This is a genomic window from Geobacillus sp. BK01, assembly GCF_052220245.1.
Classification (GTDB): domain Bacteria; phylum Bacillota; class Bacilli; order Bacillales; family Anoxybacillaceae; genus Geobacillus.
In genome coordinates, this window is record NZ_JBQPTH010000001.1 from 157028 (window position 1) to 177331 (window position 20304).

At 54.6% G+C, this 20304-nt stretch carries 18 protein-coding genes, 1 other RNA gene and 2 other annotated features; of the genes, 17 read left to right on the forward strand and 2 right to left on the reverse strand.

The annotated features are described in order from the left end of the window. Nucleotides 1-4 precede the first annotated feature (4 nt). From ahpF to ACTVDO_RS00800, 5 genes are all read left to right on the forward strand, one after another. Nucleotides 5-1534, forward strand: coding sequence for an alkyl hydroperoxide reductase subunit F (ahpF, locus tag ACTVDO_RS00780; RefSeq protein ID WP_442900878.1), 1530 nt, complete (start codon nucleotides 5-7; stop codon nucleotides 1532-1534). A gap of 308 nt (nucleotides 1535-1842) precedes the next feature. Then, nucleotides 1843-2073: a binding site (T-box leader), on the forward strand. A gap of 48 nt (nucleotides 2074-2121) precedes the next feature. Further along, nucleotides 2122-3408 carry a histidine--tRNA ligase gene (hisS, locus tag ACTVDO_RS00785; RefSeq protein ID WP_020960700.1) on the forward strand — a complete coding sequence of 429 codons (1287 nt, stop codon included), beginning with the start codon at nucleotides 2122-2124 and terminating at the stop codon, nucleotides 3406-3408. Continuing rightward, entirely contained in the window at nucleotides 3408-5180 is a 1773-nt protein-coding gene (gene aspS / locus ACTVDO_RS00790) for an aspartate--tRNA ligase (RefSeq protein WP_020960699.1), read from the forward strand. The genes hisS and aspS overlap by 1 nt, the downstream gene beginning before the upstream one ends. A 76-nt stretch (nucleotides 5181-5256) precedes the next feature. Then, nucleotides 5257-5443, forward strand: a non-coding RNA gene (ssrS, locus tag ACTVDO_RS00795) — 6S RNA. 155 nt (nucleotides 5444-5598) lie between these two features. Beyond that, complete coding sequence (locus tag ACTVDO_RS00800) at nucleotides 5599-6360, forward strand: tRNA threonylcarbamoyladenosine dehydratase (protein WP_020960698.1); 762 nt, start codon at nucleotides 5599-5601, stop codon at nucleotides 6358-6360. 52 nt (nucleotides 6361-6412) lie between these two features. Here the strand turns inward: ACTVDO_RS00800 and ACTVDO_RS00805 are convergent, their stop codons facing one another. Then, nucleotides 6413-7063, reverse strand: a complete 651-nt coding sequence (locus tag ACTVDO_RS00805; RefSeq protein WP_442900879.1) for an RsfA family transcriptional regulator — start codon at nucleotides 7061-7063, stop codon at nucleotides 6413-6415. Next, nucleotides 7060-7383 carry a hypothetical protein gene (locus ACTVDO_RS00810; RefSeq protein WP_442900880.1) on the reverse strand — a complete coding sequence of 108 codons (324 nt, stop codon included), beginning with the start codon at nucleotides 7381-7383 and terminating at the stop codon, nucleotides 7060-7062. Before ACTVDO_RS00810 ends, ACTVDO_RS00805 begins: the two co-directional genes overlap by 4 nt. On the opposite strand from ACTVDO_RS00810, the gene ACTVDO_RS00815 reads away from it, so the two are divergent. The 12 genes from ACTVDO_RS00815 (at nucleotide 7375) to alaS (ending at nucleotide 20267) form a co-directional block, all read left to right on the forward strand. After that, nucleotides 7375-8670, forward strand: coding sequence for a replication-associated recombination protein A (locus ACTVDO_RS00815; protein ID WP_442900881.1), 1296 nt, complete (start codon nucleotides 7375-7377; stop codon nucleotides 8668-8670). The genes ACTVDO_RS00810 and ACTVDO_RS00815 overlap by 9 nt on opposite strands. 64 nt (nucleotides 8671-8734) lie before the next feature. After that, nucleotides 8735-9385, forward strand: a complete 651-nt coding sequence (locus tag ACTVDO_RS00820) for a YczE/YyaS/YitT family protein (protein WP_020960694.1) — start codon at nucleotides 8735-8737, stop codon at nucleotides 9383-9385. 10 nt (nucleotides 9386-9395) lie between these two features. Further along, nucleotides 9396-9812, forward strand: a complete 417-nt coding sequence (cymR, locus tag ACTVDO_RS00825; RefSeq protein ID WP_011232042.1) for a cysteine metabolism transcriptional regulator CymR — start codon at nucleotides 9396-9398, stop codon at nucleotides 9810-9812. Between the two features lie 22 nt (nucleotides 9813-9834). Continuing rightward, entirely contained in the window at nucleotides 9835-10977 is a 1143-nt protein-coding gene (locus tag ACTVDO_RS00830) for a cysteine desulfurase family protein (protein ID WP_020960693.1), read from the forward strand. A gap of 14 nt (nucleotides 10978-10991) precedes the next feature. After that, nucleotides 10992-12107, forward strand: coding sequence for a tRNA 2-thiouridine(34) synthase MnmA (gene mnmA / locus ACTVDO_RS00835; protein ID WP_020960692.1), 1116 nt, complete (start codon nucleotides 10992-10994; stop codon nucleotides 12105-12107). 118 nt (nucleotides 12108-12225) lie between these two features. Then, nucleotides 12226-12888, forward strand: coding sequence for a tetratricopeptide repeat protein (locus ACTVDO_RS00840; RefSeq protein ID WP_020960691.1), 663 nt, complete (start codon nucleotides 12226-12228; stop codon nucleotides 12886-12888). A 19-nt stretch (nucleotides 12889-12907) separates the two neighbouring features. Further along, entirely contained in the window at nucleotides 12908-15271 is a 2364-nt protein-coding gene (gene recD2, locus ACTVDO_RS00845; protein ID WP_020960690.1) for an SF1B family DNA helicase RecD2, read from the forward strand. Nucleotides 15272-15297: 26 nt separating this feature from the next. After that, nucleotides 15298-15771: a PRC-barrel domain-containing protein gene (locus tag ACTVDO_RS00850; RefSeq protein WP_020960689.1), complete on the forward strand. Its 474-nt coding sequence runs from the start codon at nucleotides 15298-15300 to the stop codon at nucleotides 15769-15771. A gap of 15 nt (nucleotides 15772-15786) precedes the next feature. Beyond that, nucleotides 15787-15978, forward strand: coding sequence for a hypothetical protein (locus tag ACTVDO_RS00855; protein WP_008881018.1), 192 nt, complete (start codon nucleotides 15787-15789; stop codon nucleotides 15976-15978). Between the two features lie 11 nt (nucleotides 15979-15989). After that, a complete protein-coding gene (locus tag ACTVDO_RS00860) occupies nucleotides 15990-16124 on the forward strand; it encodes a YrzQ family protein (RefSeq protein WP_020960688.1) in 135 nt (44 codons plus the stop codon). A 125-nt stretch (nucleotides 16125-16249) separates the two neighbouring features. After that, nucleotides 16250-17311, forward strand: a complete 1062-nt coding sequence (locus ACTVDO_RS00865) for an AI-2E family transporter (RefSeq protein WP_020960687.1) — start codon at nucleotides 16250-16252, stop codon at nucleotides 17309-17311. Nucleotides 17312-17358: 47 nt separating this feature from the next. Beyond that, nucleotides 17359-17583 (forward strand) — a binding site (T-box leader). Between the two features lie 47 nt (nucleotides 17584-17630). Then, complete coding sequence (alaS, locus tag ACTVDO_RS00870; protein WP_020960686.1) at nucleotides 17631-20267, forward strand: alanine--tRNA ligase; 2637 nt, start codon at nucleotides 17631-17633, stop codon at nucleotides 20265-20267. Nucleotides 20268-20304: the final 37 nt, after the last annotated feature.

The following is a 20304-nucleotide window of genomic DNA, read 5'->3' on the forward strand; positions in this document are numbered from 1 at the left end:
TGCAATGCTGTTGGATGCTGACATCAAAGCCCAATTGGCCCAGTATCTACAATTAATGGAGAATGATATTGTTTTAACAGTGAGCGCGGGAGACGATCCAGTTTCCCGCGATCTCCTTGCTTTAGTCGATGAATTAACGGCCATGTCGCCGAAAATTAAAGTAGAAAAAGCGAAGCTCGAACGGACGCCGAGCTTCAGCGTCAATCGGGTTGGCGAAAATACGGGCGTCACATTCGCCGGCGTTCCGTTGGGGCATGAGTTTACTTCGCTAGTGCTGGCGTTGCTTCAAGTGAGCGGAAGACCGCCTAAGGTTGACGAGAAAGTTATGAACCAAATTCAAAACCTCAAAGGCACTTATCGTTTTGAAACATACGTCAGCCTAACGTGCCATAACTGCCCGGATGTCGTTCAGGCGTTAAACGTGATGAGCGTATTAAATCCGAACATTTCACATACGATGATCGACGGGGCAGCGTTTAAAGAAGAAGTAGAACAAAAGGGAATTATGGCTGTGCCGACCGTCTTTTTAAATGGCAAGCCGTTTGCAAGCGGCCGCATGTCGCTTGAGGAAATTCTTGCAAAACTCGGAAGCACGGTAGACGCTTCTGACTTTGCCAATAAAGAACCGTTCGATGTGCTCGTTGTCGGCGGCGGTCCGGCCGGGGCTGCGGCGGCGATTTACGCGGCGCGAAAAGGCATTCGCACCGGCGTTATTGCTGAGCGGTTTGGCGGACAAATTCTCGATACGCTCGGCATTGAAAACTTTATTAGCGTGAAATACACGGAAGGTCCGAAACTTGCCGCAAGCCTTGAAGAGCATGTGAAACATTATAATGTCGACATCATGACCTTGCAGCGTGCGAAACGGTTGGAAAAGAAGGATCTCATTGAAGTGGAGCTTGAAAACGGCGCCGTGTTAAAAAGCAAAACGGTCATTATCGCGACGGGCGCCCGTTGGCGCAATCTTGGCGTACCAGGCGAGGAAGAGTTCAAAAACAAAGGCGTGGCCTATTGCCCGCATTGCGACGGCCCGCTGTTTGAAGGCAAGCACGTCGCGGTCATCGGCGGCGGCAACTCCGGCGTGGAAGCGGCGATTGACCTCGCCGGCATTGCCAAACATGTGACCGTGCTCGAGTTTGCCCCGGAGTTGAAAGCGGACGCTGTTTTGCAGGATCGGTTGTACAGCTTGCCGAACGTGACGGTCATCAAAAACGCGCAAACGAAAGAAATTACCGGTACAGATAAAGTGAATGGCCTTACGTATATAGACCGGGAAACAGGGGAAGAGCACCATATTGAGTTGCAAGGCGTATTCGTTCAAATCGGTCTCGTGCCGAATACAGAGTGGCTAGAAGGGACGGTTGAACGGAACCGCATCGGTGAAATTATCGTCGATAAACGCAGTGCGACAAGTGTCGACGGCGTCTTTGCCGCGGGCGATTGCACGGATAGCGCCTATAAGCAAATCATTATTTCGATGGGGGCGGGCGCTACCGCCGCATTGAGCGCGTTTGATTACTTGATTCGTCATTAGGAGAGCCAAAAATGGCTCTCCTTTCACATATGCCTGAGGAAAGTCCCGACTTCCAACTGGAAAGTGCGTCCGCAGCAGCGAAAAGGAAAATGAATGTTGGCAGGCGATGACGGCCATGCTGGCAATCATGGCGGTCGAACATACATCTTCAGAATGAAGAAAACCATGTTGCCTGCCGGTTAACGAATACATCCAGGCCGTTTGAAGTTTCCCCCCTTCAGCCGACGTAGCAGTACAAAGTTCACAGGGAAGACAACTTGACAATACCTTGTTTTCTCCGTAATATAAAATTACATTTCCCTAATACAAGACAACCGATGACGGAGAAAAGTAGTTAGGGCCCACATGGCCAGAGAGGAAACGCCTGAGGCTGCGAGCGTTTCTCCATGATGGCTTAACGAAAGACACTCCATAGGTTTCCCTTTGAACACGCCGTGCGTCAGTAAGGGGGAACGCGCGCCATGCGTTAGCGGCGACAAGAGGAAGCTTGTATGCTTCAATTAGGGTGGCACCGCGGGAATGACGCTCTCGTCCCTATCGATGATGGGGATAAGGGCGTTTTTATTTTTGTGTAAAGGAGGACGAATATGGCTTTTCAAATTCCGAGAGGGACACAAGACTTGCTGCCAGGCGAGACGGAAAAGTGGCAATATGCCGAACAAATTGCCCGTGATCTTTGCCGCCGGTACGGCTATGAAGAAATCCGGACGCCGATTTTTGAACATACCGAACTGTTTTTGCGCGGTGTTGGCGATACGACCGATATCGTGCAAAAAGAAATGTACACGTTTGAAGATAAAGGCGGCCGGGCGCTGACGCTCCGCCCGGAAGGAACGGCGCCGGTCGTCCGGGCGTTTGTCGAGCATAAGCTGTACGGCAGCCCGAGCCAACCGGTCAAGCTGTATTACACCGGACCGATGTTCCGCTATGAGCGGCCGGAAGCAGGGCGGTTCCGCCAGTTCGTCCAGTTTGGCGTTGAGGCGCTCGGCAGCAGCGATCCGGCGATTGACGCCGAAGTGATGGCGTTAGCGATGCATATTTATGAAGCGCTCGGGCTAAAACACATCCGGTTGGTGATCAACAGTTTAGGTGATTTAGACAGCCGGCGGGCGCACCGCGAAGCGCTCGTCCGCCATTTTTCCGGCCGCATTCATGAGCTGTGCCCGGACTGCCAAGCGCGGCTTGAGACGAATCCGCTCCGCATTCTTGATTGTAAAAAAGACCGCGGCCATGAACTGATGGCGTCAGCGCCGTCGATTTTAGATTATTTGAATGACGAATCGCGCGCGTATTTTGAAAAGGTGAAGCAATATTTGACAGCGCTTGGCATTCCGTTCGTCATCGACGCGCGGCTCGTGCGCGGGCTCGATTATTACAACCATACGACATTTGAAATTATGAGCGAGGCCGAAGGGTTTGGGGCAGCGGCGACCCTTTGCGGCGGCGGGCGCTACAACGGGCTCGTGCAAGAAATCGGCGGCCCGGAAACGCCGGGAATCGGCTTTGCGTTAAGCATTGAGCGCCTTTTGGCGGCGCTTGCGGCAGAAGGGATTGAGCTGCCGGTCCGCAAAGGGATCGACTGCTATGTTGTTGCGGTTGGCGAGCGGGCGAAAGATGAGGCCGTCCGCCTCGTTTATGAATTGCGCCGTGCCGGCCTGCGCGCTGATCAAGATTATTTGGGCCGGAAAATGAAGGCGCAGCTGAAGGCGGCCGACCGTCTTGGCGCGTCGTTTGTCGCCATCATCGGGGATGAGGAGCTCGAAAAACAGTCAGCGGCTGTAAAACATATGGCGAGCGGCGAGCAGACGAGTGTGCCGTTTGGGGAGTTGGTGACCTTTTTAATAGAACGGGCAACGCGGGAGGAGGAAAAATGATGAAGCGAACGTATTATTGCGGCGAAGTGCCGGAAGCGGCGGCCGGCGAGCGTGTCGTATTGAAAGGCTGGGTGCAAAAACGCCGCGACTTGGGCGGGCTTGTTTTCATCGATTTGCGCGATCGGACGGGCGTTGTTCAAGTCGTCGCCAGCCCGGACGTCTCGGCTGAGGCGCTGGCGACAGCAGAGCGCGTGCGGAGCGAATATGTATTAAGCGTCGAAGGGACGGTCGTCGCCCGCGCGCCGGAGACGGTCAACCCAAACATCGCGACCGGCCGCATTGAAATCCAGGCTGAGCGAATTGACATCATTAACGAGGCGAAAACGCCCCCGTTTGCCATTTCTGACGACACGGATGCGGCGGAAGACGTCCGTTTAAAATATCGGTATTTGGATTTGCGCCGCCCGATCATGTTCCAAACGCTTGCGCTTCGCCATAAGGTGACGAAAGCGGTGCGCGATTTTTTGGATGGCGAGCGTTTTTTGGAAGTCGAGACGCCGATGTTGACGAAAAGCACGCCGGAAGGGGCACGCGACTACTTGGTGCCAAGCCGTGTCCACCCGGGCGAATTTTACGCGCTGCCGCAGTCGCCGCAAATTTTTAAGCAGCTGTTGATGGTCGGCGGTTTCGAACGCTATTACCAGATCGCCCGCTGCTTCCGCGATGAAGACTTGCGTGCCGACCGCCAGCCGGAGTTTACGCAAATTGACATCGAAATGTCGTTTATCAGCCAAGAAGATATTATCGATTTAACAGAGCGGATGATGGCGGCGGTCGTGAAAGCGGCTAAAGGGATCGACATTCCGCGCCCGTTCCCGCGCATGACGTATGACGAAGCGATGAGCCGCTACGGCTCGGACAAACCGGATGTGCGCTTTGGCCTTGAACTGGTCGACGTATCGGAAGCTGTCCGTCGCTCTTCGTTTCAAGTGTTCGTCCGTGCTGTTGAGCAAGGTGGCCAAGTGAAGGCGATCAACGTCAAAGGCGCTGCAAGCCGCTATTCGCGCAAAGACATTGACGCGTTAGCGGAGTTTGCCAGCCGCTACGGAGCGAAAGGGCTCGCTTGGCTGAAAGCGGAAAACGGTGAACTGAAAGGGCCGATCGCCAAGTTTTTCAACGCCGACGAGCAAACGGCGCTGCGCCAGCTGCTCGCTGTCGAAGAGGGGGACTTGCTGCTGTTTGTCGCCGATAAAAAGGCGGTTGTCGCCGCCGCCCTCGGCGCATTGCGGTTGAAACTTGGCAAAGAGCTTGGCTTAGTCGATGAAACGAGATTGGCGTTTTTGTGGATCACCGACTGGCCGCTTTTGGAGTATGACGAAGAGGAAGGCCGCTATTACGCTGCCCACCATCCGTTTACGATGCCGGTGCGCGACGATATCCCGCTGCTTGAGACAAACCCAGGCGCCGTCCGCGCGCAGGCGTACGATTTGGTGTTAAACGGTTATGAGCTTGGCGGCGGTTCGCTCCGCATTTTTGAGCGCGATGTGCAAGAAAAAATGTTCCGCACCTTAGGGTTCAGCGATGAAGAAGCGCGCCGCCAGTTTGGTTTCTTGCTTGAGGCGTTTGAATACGGCACCCCGCCCCACGGCGGCATCGCCCTCGGTCTCGACCGGCTTGTTATGCTCTTAGCCGGGCGCACGAACTTGCGCGACACGATCGCTTTCCCGAAAACAGCGAGCGCGAGCTGTCTGCTCACTGAAGCGCCGGGGCCGGTCAGCGAAAAACAGCTCGAGGAACTGCATCTGACCGTTGTGCCCTCCGATCGGGAATAGCAGCGTCGCTCGAAAGAGAAACATCAACAGCAGGTGTTCACAAACGCTGAAAAATATGATACAATCAAATCAACCAACCGTCCTAATGTGTTCGTCGGGTCACCCATCGTTTTGACCGAACAGTAGATGATCCGGGAGCCCGGGGTTTCCAGGCGGCGTGCATGCCCCTTCGTTACGGGGGAAGCGCAAACCTTGGAACAGGGCACCCACCTATGTGGGAGCGGGTTCAAAACGAAGGCATCGACGGCACGATTGGGACTGGTATACATAGGAGAATAAAAGAACGATGCCCCTTGTGCCGGCAAGAGCATAGGGGGTTTTGTTTTGCCAGCAAAATGCCGTTGCCACTAGGGCAGCCTTAATGATAGGATAAAAAGCGGCATCATGATCAATTTCTAAACAAATGGAGAGGAGAACGATGCTTCATCAATTTTCTCGCAATGAACTGGCAATTGGTTCAGAAGGGCTTGGGAAGTTAAAAAATGCCACCGTCGCGGTGCTCGGGGTTGGCGGTGTCGGGTCATTCGCCGTTGAGGCGCTTGCCCGTTCCGGTGTCGGCCGGTTGGTGCTCGTGGATCGTGACAATGTCGATATTACCAACATTAACCGCCAAATTCACGCCTTGTTGTCGACGATCGGCCGTCCGAAAGTCGAGCTGATGAAAGAGCGCATCGCCGACATTAACCCGGAGTGCGAGGTCATCGCCTTGCAAATGTTTTATACGGAAGAGACGTATGAGCAATTTTTCGCTTATAACTTGGATTTTGTCGTCGATGCATCCGATACGATCATGTATAAAGTCCATTTAATGAAACAATGTCTGGAGCGCGGCATCCCGATCATTTCAAGCATGGGGGCGGCGAATAAAATGGATCCGACCCGTTTCCGCATTGCCGACATTTCCAAAACGCACACGGATCCGATTGCCAAAGTGATCCGGGCCAAACTGCGCAAAGAAGGGATTCGTCGCGGCATCCCGGTCGTCTTTTCCGACGAGAAGCCGGTGAAAATCCGCGAGGATGTCCGCCAGGTCGTCGGCAATGACGCTTCACCGATCCGCAAGGCGAAAATGCCGCCGTCATCGAACGCGTTTGTTCCGTCTGTAGCCGGACTCATTATGGCGTCCTACGTGGTCAATGAATTATTAAAAGATATCCCGATTGCCCGTGTCGGGGAATAAGGAAACGATGCAAAAAAATAAGGGGCGATGCATGTCATCGCCTCTTGTTTCGTTATGAATGGGCCATCGGTTCGCTTTGTTCGTCCGTTTCGGCAAGAAGCAGTTGGGCGAGGGAAAGGCGCTCGCCTTCTTCAGAAGCAAGCTGGCGGGCGCGGGCCATAATTTTGACAAGCGCCTCGTAATCTTCTTGGACAGTCGTTTGGCGCGCCTCCAAGCGCTCCAATTTTTGCGCCAACCGCTCATTGTGCGCTTGCCATTCGGCTCGTTCCCGTTTTAACCGCTCGTTTTCTTGACGGACGGCTTCCAACTGTTCCGCATCGCGCCGCAGCGTTTGCAAAAAGGAAATGCATTGGTCGAGCGTCAACGGAGCGGCCGGGAGAAATGAGGATGACCCTTGGGCGGTCTGGGTTGCATCGGAAGAGGCGAATGTTATAGCGTTCGCTTCTTTTTGCCATTTTTTCATCATCTCTAACGCCCGTTTCCGCTCTTTTCGTTGCTTCTTCGCCTGCTCGATGGCTTCAAGATGCCGTTTCCGCACTTCGGCGTTCCAACGGAATCCGCATGCCGCCGCTGTCCGGTGCAGCTGTCTTCCGACCTCTTCGAAGGCGGCAAGTTGAGTCTTTCCTTCGCGTATGTATTGCAGCACCGTTTCGGCGAGCAGTACATCTTCTTCATGTGACCATGCATCCTGTCTTGTCTTCATGATGTCCACCCCGCAAATGTAATGTTGATATGATAATAGTTTTTCCGTTCTTTTTCCAATTTAAACTTCACGTTCTTTATTTTCATCATTTTCCCTTTCCTGCTTGCCGTTGCACCGCGAAGGATTGGTACAAAGCAGTAAGGTGCCGGCTGGTTCAACATACGCAATGACAGCTGAGCTGCACTGCCCCATTCAACGAGTCTACTACTACATATTACCGAAAGAAATGGACGTTTTACGCCAGAAGCGGTGAGGTTGTATTTGGCGAAGCGGGCGCTGCCGCTGTACAATGAAACGAAGGAGGGATCAGCATGCAACATACGACGGAACCGCTCGCGGTGCGGATGCGGCCGCAGACGATTGATGACATCGTCGGACAGGCGCATATCATCGGACCCGGGACACCGCTTTATAAAATGATTAAAAAAGGGTATGTGCCGTCGCTATTGCTTTACGGGGAGCCGGGGACGGGGAAGACGTCGCTCGCTTATGCCATCGCCCGCACCGCCGGGCGGGAATTGATTGCCATTAACGCGACATCGTCCGGGAAAAAGGAGATCGAAGAGGCGGCCGAAGCGGCGCGATGGTCGGGCAACGTCATTTTGTTCATCGATGAAATCCATCGGCTAAATAAAGCGCAGCAAGATGTGCTGCTTCCACACATGGAATCCGGGCTGGTGACACTGATTGGGGCGACGACGGAAAATCCATTTCATGAGGTGAATCCCGCGATCCGCAGCCGGTGCGGGCAAATTCAGCAGTTAAAGCGGATTCCGCCGGCTGATTTACTCGTGATTTTAAAACGGGCGCTCGCTGATCCGGAACGCGGCGTCGGAGCGAAGCCGGTGGTCATCGATGAGGCGCTGTTATGGCGCATTGCCGAGGCGGCCGGCGGGGATGCACGCGCCGCGCTCTCGCTCCTTGAGGCGGCAGTCGCCGCTGCTGATGAACGCGACGGCCGCCTGTATATTGATGAGGATATCGTTGCCTCATGCACCGCCAACCGCGGCTTTATTCATGATCGATACGGGGATCATTATTACTCGCTATTGTCTGCGTTTCAAAAAAGCGTACGCGGCAGCGATGCCGATGCTGCGCTTCATTATTTGGCGCGTCTGCTTGAAGGCGGGGATTTAGCGGCTGTCTGCCGGCGGCTGCTCGTCATCGCCTACGAAGATATCGGGCTTGCCAACCCGATGGCGGGAGTGAAAGTGCAGGCGGCAGTGGAAGCGGCGGAGCGGATCGGGCTGCCGGAGGCGCGCATTCCGCTTGCCGTTGTGACGATTGAGCTTTGTTTGAGCCCAAAATCAAACAGCGCCTACAAGGCGCTCGATGCCGCGCTGGCTGACGTGCGCGCCGGCAAGCTTGGCGAGATTCCGGACCATTTAAAAGATGCCCATTATAAAGGAGCGGCTGTGCTTGGACACGGGCAAGGGTATTTATATCCGCACGATTATCCAAATGGATGGGTGGCCCAAGCTTACTTGCCATCCGTTCTTGAAGGCGTTCGCTATTACGAACCGAAAGAGCATGGCGAGGAAAAGTATTATGCCAAAGTGTACCGACGGCTCCGGCAGTTGAGTCAAGAGAACCATGTTGAGTCGTGAATGGAAGGGGCATTTATGGTATAATAACACAGGCGATTGGCTTAACAGAGGAGGCGCATCCATCATGACCCATACTTATATCCCATGGCTGCGGTGGAGCATTTACTTTGCCGGGTTGCTCGTCATGTCGTTTGGGATCGTGTTGACGATTAAAGCTGACGTCGGCTGTGCGCCATGGGATGTGCTTCATATCGGCCTGCAGCGACAATTTGGTTTGACGATCGGCGCATGGTCGATCATTGTCGGGGTGGGGGTGCTCGCGGTTTCCGCCCTGCTCGTAAGGCGGCTGCCGCGGCTTGGCGCCTTTTTGAATATGGTGACAGTTGGGATTTTGATCGATGTGTGGATGATGATTCCCCAGCTGAAAACACCAGAATGGCCGCTCGAACAATATGCAATGTTAATGACGGGCATCATCGTGTCCGGTTATGGCATGGGGCTATACATTTCCGCCGGTGTCGGCGCCGGTCCGCGCGACAGTTTAATGCTCGCCCTGACCGAGTTGACTAAATGGAAGGTGGCGTACATTCGCATTGGAATGGAAACGCTCGTGTTGCTTGTCGGCTGGCTGCTTGGTGGTCCGGTGTCGTTCGGCACGCTTCTTTTTTGTGTGACGATCGGCTCGGTCGCCGGTCTGGCGCTGCCGCAATGCCGGAAAATGACCGGCCGCCTGCTCGGGACGACGAGCGTTCATGTGCAAGGGGTAAGCCGTTAGGGGGGATATGATGAAAATTTCAACGAAAGGCCGGTACGGGTTGACGATTATGATCGAATTGGCCAAAAAATATGGCGACCGCCCGATTTCGCTTCGTTCGATCGCCAAAGCGAACAATTTATCGGAACATTATTTGGAACAGCTTGTCACACCGCTGCGCAACGCCGGACTCGTCAAAAGCATCCGCGGGGCGTACGGCGGTTATGTGCTTGCCGAGCATCCGGCGAAAATTACCGCCGGCGATATTTTGCGCGTGCTTGAAGGGCCGCTCACTCCGGTCGAGGAGCTTGAAGAGGAGGAGCCGGCGAAGCGCGAGCTATGGATCCGCATCCGTGATGCGGTCGAGGAAGTGCTTGACAGCACAACATTGGAAGATTTGGCGAAGTATAGCGATGGGGATGAAGGGGCATATATGTTTTATATTTGACGCACAGAAAGGAGAATGACTGGTGCAACGGATTTATTTGGACCATGCCGCCACGTCCCCGGTGCATCCGGATGTGGCGGCCGGCATGGTCCACTGGATGACCGAACAGTTCGGCAACCCATCAAGCATCCATTACTTCGGCCGGCAAAGCCGCCGCGCCCTTGACGAAGCGAGGGCAACCATCGCCCGCAGCCTCGGGGCGAAAGAGACGGAAATTGTATTTACAAGCGGGGGAACAGAAGCCGATAACCTTGCGATCATCGGGACGGCGACGGCCAACCGCAGCCGCGGCCGCCATGTGGTTACGACCGCCATTGAGCATCACGCCGTGCTGCGCGCTTGCGAATATTTAGAAAGGCAAGGATTTGACGTAACGTATTTGCCGGTTGATGAACAAGGGCTCGTATCGGTCGACGATGTAAAAGCCGTGTTGCGCGATGAGACGATTCTCGTTTCAATCATGTTTGCCAACAACGAAATCGGCACGATTCAGCCGGTCCGTGAAATTGGCGCGCTTTTGCGCGATCACCCGGCTTACTTTCATACCGATGCTGTCCAAGCGTACGGGCTTATTCCGATTGATGTCAACGAATACGGCATCGATTTGTTGTCGCTTTCCGGCCATAAAATTAACGGTCCGAAAGGGAGTGGGGCGCTTTATGTCCGGGAAACGGTGAAAATCACCCCGCTTCTGTTCGGCGGCGAACAAGAGCGAAAACGACGGGCCGGGACGGAAAATGTACCCGGCATGATCGGTTTGGCGCAGGCGGCGGAGATTGTGGAGCGGACGAGGGATGAAAAGCGCAGGCAGTACGCGGCTTGGCGCGAGGCGATGCTTGACGTTTTCCGCTCTTCAGGCATCGACTATACGGTCAACGGCAGTCCGGACGGTTTGCCGCATATTTTAAATGTTGCTTTCCCGGGAACGAACGTCGAATCGCTGCTTGTGAACCTGGACTTAGCCGGTATCGCCGCCTCAAGCGGATCGGCGTGCACGGCCGGATCAATCGACCCGTCACATGTGCTTGTTGCCATGTGTGGAAAGGAGTCCGATCGCATTCGCTCGTCTGTCCGCTTCAGCTTCGGACTTGGCAATACAAAAGAACAAATTGAGCGAGCCGCTGAAGAAACGGTGAACATTGTCAAGCGGCTCACCGACCGGTAAGGAGGTGAAACGGCATGAACAAAGCGCCACACGAAACGCGCGTCGTTGTCGGCATGTCCGGCGGAGTCGATTCGTCGGTTGCCGCGCTGCTGCTCAAAGAGCAAGGGTATGATGTCATCGGCATTTTTATGAAAAACTGGGATGACACTGATGAAAACGGCGTTTGTACGGCGACCGAAGATTATGAAGATGTTGTGCGCGTCTGCAACCAAATCGGCATTCCGTATTATGCGGTCAACTTTGAACAGCAATATTGGGACAAAGTGTTTACGTACTTTTTGGACGAATACAAAGCCGGGCGCACCCCGAACCCGGACGTGATGTGCAACAAAGAAATTAAATTCAAGGCGTTTTTGGAACATGCCATGTCGATTGGCGCCGATTATGTGGCGACCGGCCATTACGCCCGCGTCGAGTTTCGTGACGGTGAATTTAAAATGTTGCGCGGGGCTGATCCGAACAAAGACCAAACGTACTTTTTAAATCAGCTCGGCCAAGCCCAGCTATCGAAAGTGATGTTTCCGATCGGCCATTTGCACAAGGCGGACGTGCGCCGGATCGCGAAAGAAGCCGGGCTTGCCACCGCCGGAAAAAAAGACAGCACCGGCATTTGCTTTATCGGCGAGCGGGACTTCAAAGAATTTTTAAGCCAGTATTTGCCGGCCCAGCCCGGGGTGATGAAAACGCTCGACGGCGAGGTGAAAGGGCGGCATGACGGGGTGATGTATTACACGATCGGCCAACGCCATGGGCTTGGCATCGGCGGCAGCGGCGAACCATGGTTTGTCGTCGGCAAAGATGTGCGCGAAAACGTGCTCTATGTCGCCCAAGGGTTTGAAAACGACTATTTGTACTCCACATCATTAAAAGCAGTCCACGTCAACTGGGTATCCGACCGCAAGCCGGAAGCGCCGTTCCGCTGCACAGCGAAATTCCGCTACCGCCAGCCGGATGTCGGCGTCGAAGTTCGTCCGCTTCCGGACGGCAAAGCCGAAGTTGTGTTCGATGCGCCGGCGCGGGCGGTGACGCCGGGTCAGGCGGTTGTTTTTTACAGCGGTGACGAATGTCTCGGCGGTGGCACGATTGACGAAGTGTTTCGCAACGGTGAAAAACTTTGGTATGTCGGCTGACTGGAATTATGCCGCGCTAGCGGTGAACCCTCAACCGAGTGTTTGGTTGAGGGGTTTTTGCAATTGCCGGAGAAGAGCGAACGAATGTACTGATATGCAAGTTTGGGAGGGATGAGCGGTGGCCAATCTCAATGAACAAGGGCTTTCGCATATGCGCGCAGGGGAATACGAAGAAGCGCTCCGTTGCTTTTCTGAAGCGGTGAATGAATATCCGGATGACCCGGCCGGCTATATTAACATCGGCACCGTTTTGGCCGCAGCCGGCGAGGAAGAGAAGGCGCTCGAATGCTTCCGGCAGGCGCTCACGCTTGATGAACAGGCGGCGGCAGCCTATTATGGCATCGGCACGGTGCACTACAGGCGCGAGCAGTTTGCCGAAGCGAAAAATATGTTTGAGCGGGCGCTCCAACTAGGGCTTGATGATGCCGATACGCACTTTATGCTCGGCATGTCGCTATCGCGGCTTGAGATGCCGCGCCTGGCGCTGCCGTATTTGCAGCGGGCAGCGGAACTGAACGAGGGGGATGCTGAGGCGCTCTTTCAACTCGGTCTTTGCCTCGCCACCCTCGATTATGTCGATGAGGCGAAACGGTATTTCGAAAAAACATTGGAGCGGGATCCGCGCCATGCTGACGCCTATTACAATTTAGGGGTCATTTATGTGTACAAAGACGATCCAGCCGCTGCCCGCGATTTATTTGCCGCCGCTTTGGACGTTAATCCGGATCACGTGCTTGCCGGGTATGGAAAGAAGCTGGCAGAAAAGCGGCTTGCGCCGTAAAAAAGGCAGGGGATGACGGGTGCAAGAGCAGCAATCGCTCGCGCTCGACGGACGTACGTTTATTAAAGGGGCATGTTTAGGTGTTATTTTCCACAATGAGGAAACCTTATATACTGTCGTCCGCATCCGCGTGGAAGAAACGAACGAAGCGGCTGTCGAGGAAGAAGTGGTTGTCACCGGCTATTTTCCTCGTTTGAATGAAGGGGATGTGTACGTCTTTTACGGACAGTTCCGCCAACATCCGCGCTTTGGCCGCCAGTATGCGGCCGAGCAGTTCCGCAAACAGCTTCCGAATACGAAAGAAGGAGTCATTCATTATTTGTCAAGCGGCTTGTTTAAAGGGATCGGTAAAAAAACGGCGACAGCGATTGTTGAGGCGCTCGGCGAAAACGCGATCGCCGTGATTTTGCGCGATCCGGAGGCGCTTTTGCGCGTGCCGAAGCTGACGAAGCAAAAGGCGAAACAGTTGTATGAAACACTCTGCGCCCATGAAGGGCTCGAACAGACCATGATCGCTCTCACCCAGCTCGGCTTTGGCCCGCAGCTGGCGATGAAAATTTACCAGGCATACGGCGAAGAGACGATGGATATCATTCATGAAAATCCGTACCAGCTCGTCGAAGACATTGAAGGGATCGGTTTTGGCCGCGCTGATGACCTCGGGCGCCAGCTCGGCATTTCCGGCAGCCATCCGGCCCGGCTGCGCGCCGCCTGCCTGTTTGTCCTTGAGCAGGTATGCTTGCAAGAAGGTCACGTCTATATGAAGGAGGAAGAGCTCGTCAGCCGCATTGGCGAACTGCTTGGCGGGAACCCGAACGGGGCGGTCGATGGACAAGCCATCGGACAGACGCTCCTGATGTTAAGCGAAGAAGGAAAGCTGATCGTGGAACAAGGACGTTATTATCTTCCCTCGCTTTACTTCGCCGAAAAGGGGATCGCCGCCAACATTCGGCGGTTGCTCGGGCAAACGCCGCCATCGGCCTCATTTCCTGAGTCGGAGTTTTTGCTGGCGCTTGGGGCGCTCGAGGAGCGGCTCGGAATGCAATACGCCCCCCAGCAAAAAGAGGCGATCCAACGGGCGCTTTCATCACCGCTTTTCATTTTAACGGGGGGGCCGGGAACCGGAAAAACAACGGTGATTAAAGGGATCGTTGAGCTGTTTGCCTCTCTAAACGGTGTATCGCTCGATCCCGCCCATTACAAAAGCGGCGAGCCGTTTCCGGTGCTGCTCGCCGCTCCGACCGGCCGGGCGGCAAAGCGGATGAGCGAAGCGACTGGGCTGCCGTCGGCGACGATTCACCGGCTGCTTGGCTGGAACGGAGCGGAAGGGTTCAGCCATGATGAACATGAGCCGATTGCCGGCAAGCTGCTTGTCGTTGATGAAGTGTCAATGGTCGATACATGGTTGGCCAATCAGCTGTTAAAGGCAGTGCCGGACGGGATGCAAGTCATTTTTGTGGGCGACGAAGATCAGCTTCCGTCCGTCGGACCAGGCCAAGTGTTGAGAGATTTGCTCGAGTCAGGCGTTATCCCGTCGGTGCGGCTGACCGAGGTGTATCGCCAAGCGGAAGGATCGTCGATCATCGGGCTCGCCCACGCGATGAAGCGCGGCGTCGTGCCGGCTGACTTAACCGCCCCGAAGGCGGATCGCTCCTTTATTCGCTGCCGCGCCGGACAAGTGGCGGATGTCGTCCGGCAAATTGCTGACAACGCACGCAACAAAGGGTTTTCCGTCAAAGACATTCAAGTGCTCGCTCCGATGTACCGCGGCCCGGCCGGCATCGATCAGCTAAACAAAGTGCTGCAGGGGCTGTTCAATCCCCCGGCTGACGGGAAGCGGGAGCTTTCGATCGGCGATGTGGTGTATCGTGTCGGCGATAAAGTGCTGCAGCTCGTCAATCAGCCGGAAGACAACGTGTTTAACGGCGATATCGGTGAAGTCGTCGCCATTTTTTACGCCAAAGAAAATACAGAAAAGCAAGACTTGCTCGTCGTCTCGTTTGATGGCATTGAAGTGACGTACACAAGACAAGACTTGGCGCAAATTACCCATGCGTATTGCTGCTCGGTCCATAAGGCGCAAGGGAGCGAATTTCCGATCGTCATTTTACCTGTTGTCAAAAGTTATTACCGGATGTTGAAGCGGAATTTGCTGTATACGGCAGTGACGAGAAGCAAGCAATTTCTCATTTTGTGTGGCGAGGAAGAAGCGTTTCGGTTCGGTGTTGCCCAGCGGGGCGACGGAGCGCGCCAGACGGCGCTTGCCGAAAAGCTGGCGGCTGCGGCTGCGCCGTTTGTCGAAGGTGAGCTGCCGCTTGAAGATGCGGACATCGGGATGGAAAACGTTACGCCGTATGACTTTATGGGCGATGAGTCAAGCTAAAAGTGGCTGGAAAGGTGGGGAGAATGATGCGGACGTTTTCCGACGTCAAAGGGCTTCCCATTTATGAACAAACGACAGGGAAAGCGGTCGGGGCGATCGCCGACATTTGGTTTACCAGCCACGGAACGGTCAAAGGGCTTGTCGCGGAACGGAGCGGCCTATTTGGCCGCCGCCGCTACTTGCCGCTTTCGGCCGTGCAGTCGTTGCAACACGACCGGATCATCATTCGTGATGCTGACAGCTTCCAGCCGTTTCCCTCTCCTGAAAGCGGCCACTCTCTTTACGGTGAGCGCGGCATCGCCGGCAGTATGGTTGTCGCCGCAGACGGAACAACGATCGGCTTGCTTGATGATGTATATTTTGATGGGCAATTGGGCAAAATTGACGGATACGAGATTAGCGAGGGATTTTTTTCTGACTTGACCGAAGGAAAGAAACGAATGGAGGCAGCTCCGTTCACCGCCAAGGAAGGCGTCGTCACCGTCGAAACAATGTGGTAAGGAGAGTGGCTGTCGATGCTCATTTGCCCGAATTGCAAACGGAAAAATTTAGGGAAGATCGGTGTCAACCAATATTACTGCTGGGATTGCTTTATTGAGCTGTCTGTCTCGAAAGGAATGATTCACGCCCATCAAGTCGAGGAAGATGGGACGCTAAGCTCTCTCGACGACTTGTTTGACGACCATGAGCGCACGATCCAATTTTAGGGGGGACAGGCATGAACCGGACGATGACTTCGCTGTTGGCCGTAGGTTTAGGTGTCGCTGCTTATCAGCTTGCCCAGCGCAACGATTGGATGAACGGCCGCACGATGCGGAGAATGCGCCGCCGCTTGATGCAAGCGATCCGCTGATGGCCCCGCCGCCTTCCGCCCGAACGGCGGTGGCGGCGGTTTTTTGTCTGTTACCAAATAGCGGAAGGATCAGGACGGCATATTTCTCCTCCTATCTCTTACACTAAACGGTAGGAGGTGTGGCGATGGGGGAGCAACAATGGCTGTCATTTCTCCGCATCGGAAAATGGCTGCTCGTGACCGCAATCGTCTATTTAATCGTCCGGATGAAAGAAGTTTGGTGGCCGGTCGTCGATTTTATCGCCACCGCTCTGGCCCCGTTTTTGCTGGCGGCGTTTATTACGTATTTGTTGCATCCGCTCGTGGAGTATATCCATGGCAAAGGGATGCCGCGGGCACTTGCCATTTTGCTCATTTATTTCTTGTTTTTCGGTTCGATCGGCTACGGCATGTATCGCGGTATACCGGTGCTGATCGCCCAGCTGCGCGAATTGGACGAACGGTTGCCATCATTGATGAATACATACCGGCAGTGGGCGCGCTATATCCACGATGAAACGTCGACGTGGCCGATGGAAGTGCACACGCGTATTGAAGCGATGTTTGTGCAACTTGAGCAGGCTGCTGCCAAGGCGGTCACGATGGCGATGAGCGCGGCCCAATCGTTTATTGGTTCAGCAGCGACATTTCTCCTCATTCCGTTTATCGTGTTTTATATGCTAAAAGATATCGACGTGCTGAAAAAAGCGGTTTGGTATATGACGCCAAAGCGGTGGCGCGGGCCGGGGATGGCGTTTTTAAAAGATGTTGACGAGTCGCTCGGCGGCTATATTCGCGGCCAGCTGTTCGTCTGTGCGGCGATCGGCCTGATGGCGTCGCTCGGCCTTTGGCTCGCCGGCATGGACTATCCGCTTTTGCTTGGATTTATCATCGGATTAACGAACATTATTCCGTATTTCGGTCCGTTGATCGGCGCGATCCCGGCGGCGATTTTGGCGGCGACCATTTCGCTTAAAATGGTCATTATCGTGCTGATCATCATTTTTGCCTTGCAGTTTTTAGAAGGCAATATTTTATCACCGCTCATTGTGGGCAAAAGCGTGCACATGCATCCGCTCATCATTATGTTGGCGTTGTTTGCCGGCGGTGAGCTTGCCGGTGTGCCCGGCCTCATTCTCGCCGTTCCGGCTGCGGCGGTGCTGAAAGTGGCTCTTGCGCATTGGAAAGAGCATTATGCCCCGCATTGACAAATGCTTGCTGCTTGTCTATAATTTTTCAGTGAAAAACGCAAATCTATAACGCGATGACGGATCGAGTATGTTGCAGTCCATCTTAACGCGCAATCCCGCGCACAGAGAGGAATTTCCGCGGCTGAAAGAAATTCCAGATGAAGGGCAACAGAAGGCTAATCCGGAGCGCAGGCAAAACCTGACGCAAGGCTGCGTTACGGCCAAAGAGGTGATGGGCGCTTTTTGCCCATAAACAGGGTGGTACCGCGAGCATAACTCTCGTCCCTGCAAGGGGATGAGAGTTTTTTTATATAAAAGACCAAAGGGGAGGATCATCATGAAAAAGCTGACATCTGCCGAAGTGCGGCGCATGTTTTTGGAGTTTTTCCAAGAAAAAGGTCATGAGGTCGAGCCGAGCGCCTCGCTCATTCCGGTCGACGACCCGTCGCTATTATGGATCAACAGCGGCGTCGCGACGTTGAAAAAATATTTTGACGGCCGCATTATTCCGGACAATCCGCGCATTTGCAACGCGCAAAAATCGATCCGTACAAACGACATTGAAAATGTCGGAAAAACGGCGCGTCACCATACGTTTTTTGAAATGCTCGGCAACTTTTCCATCGGCGATTATTTCAAGCGCGAAGCGATTCACTGGGCATGGGAGTTTTTAACAAGCGACAAATGGATCGGCTTTGATCCGGAACGGTTGTCGGTCACCGTTCATCCGGAAGACGAAGAGGCGTACGACATTTGGCATCACGAAATCGGCTTGCCAGAAGAGCGGATCATTCGTCTCGAAGGGAACTTCTGGGATATCGGTGAAGGCCCAAGCGGCCCGAATACAGAGATTTTTTACGATCGTGGGGAAGCGTTTGGCAACGACCCGAACGATCCGGAACTGTATCCGGGTGGGGAGAACGACCGCTATTTGGAAGTGTGGAATCTCGTCTTTTCCCAGTTCAACCATAACCCGGACGGCACGTATACGCCGCTGCCGAAGAAAAACATTGATACCGGCATGGGCTTAGAGCGGATGTGCTCGATTTTACAGGATGTGCCGACCAACTTTGAAACCGATTTGTTCCTGCCGATCATCCGTACGACTGAACAAATCGCCGGCGAGCGGTATGGCGAAGACCGGGAGAAAGACGTCGCGTTTAAAGTGATCGCCGACCATATTCGCGCGGTTACGTTTGCAATCGGTGACGGGGCGCTGCCGTCAAACGAGGGCCGCGGCTATGTATTGCGCCGCTTGCTGCGCCGTGCGGTGCGCTATGCGAAGCAAATCGGCATTGAACGCCCGTTTATGTACGAACTCGTTCCGGTCGTCGGCGAAATTATGCACGACTACTATCCGGAAGTGAAAGAAAAAGCCGACTTTATCCAACGGGTCATCCGGAATGAAGAAGAGCGGTTCCATGAAACCCTTCACGAAGGACTCGCCATTTTAAGCGATGTGATCGAGAAGGCCAAAGCCGAAGGAAGCGACGTCATTCCAGGCGAGGATGTATTCCGCCTGTATGATACGTACGGCTTCCCGGTCGAGCTGACGGAGGAATACGCGGCCGAAGCCGGAATGAAAGTCGACCATGATGGGTTTGAACGGGAGATGGAACGGCAGCGCGAACGGGCGCGCGCCGCCCGCCAAGACGTGGATTCGATGCAGGTGCAAGGCGGCGTCCTTGGCGACATTAAAGACGAAAGCCGCTTTGTCGGCTACGATGAGCTCGTCGCTTCTTCCACCGTTCTCGCCATCGTCAAAGACGGGCAGCTTGTTGAGGAAGTTGGAGCTGGTGAAGAAGCGCAAATCATCGTCGATGTAACGCCGTTTTACGCCGAAAGCGGCGGGCAAATCGCCGACCAGGGCACGTTTGCCGGTGAGACAGGAACAGCGGTCGTCAAAGACGTTCAGAAGGCACCAAACGGCCAGCATCTTCATGCGATCGCCGTCGAACGCGGCACGGTGAAAAAAGGCGCGGTGTATACAGCGCGCGTTGATGAAGCGAAGCGGGCGCAAATCGTGAAAAACCATACGGCGACCCATTTGCTTCATCAAGCGTTAAAAGATGTGCTTGGCCGCCATGTCAATCAGGCTGGCTCTCTCGTCGCCCCGGATCGGCTCCGCTTTGACTTTACCCATTTTGGGCAAGTAAAACCGGAGGAACTAGAGCGCATTGAAGCCATCGTTAATGAACAAATTTGGAAAAGCACCCCTGTCGATATTTTCTATAAACCGCTTGAGGAAGCGAAAGCGATGGGGGCCATGGCGTTGTTTGGCGAAAAATATGGCGACATCGTCCGCGTCGTCAAGGTGGGCGACTACAGCTTAGAGCTGTGCGGCGGTTGCCATGTGCCGAACACGTCGGCGATCGGCTTGTTTAAAATCGTCTCCGAATCCGGCATCGGCGCCGGCACGCGCCGCATTGAGGCGGTGACCGGGGAAGCGGCGTACCGCTTTATGAGTGAACAGCTCGCTGTTTTGCAAGAAGCGGCGCAAAAGCTAAAAACGAGCCCGAAAGAACTGTCAGCCCGTCTCGATGGGGTGTTTGCCGAGCTGCGGCAGCTGCAGCGCGAAAACGAGTCGCTTGCTGCCCGCCTCGCTCATCTGGAAGCGGAACACCTCACCCGTCAGGTGAAAGACGTAGGAGGCGTCCCAGTGTTGGCGGCGAAAGTGCAGGCGAACGACATGAACCAACTGCGGGCGATGGCGGATGACTTGAAGCAAAAATTAGGCACGGCAGTCATTGTGTTAGCAGCTGTGCAAGGCGGCAAAGTCCAACTCATTGCTGCGGTGACCGATGATCTTGTGAAAAAAGGATACCACGCCGGCAAGCTCGTCAAAGAAGTGGCTTCACGCTGCGGCGGCGGGGGCGGCGGACGTCCTGACATGGCGCAGGCCGGCGGCAAAGACGTGAACAAAGTCGGCGAAGCGCTTGATTATGTCGAAACATGGGTCAAATCCATTTCCTAAATGGGCGCGAATCGTGTACAATGGATGTAAGAGGACG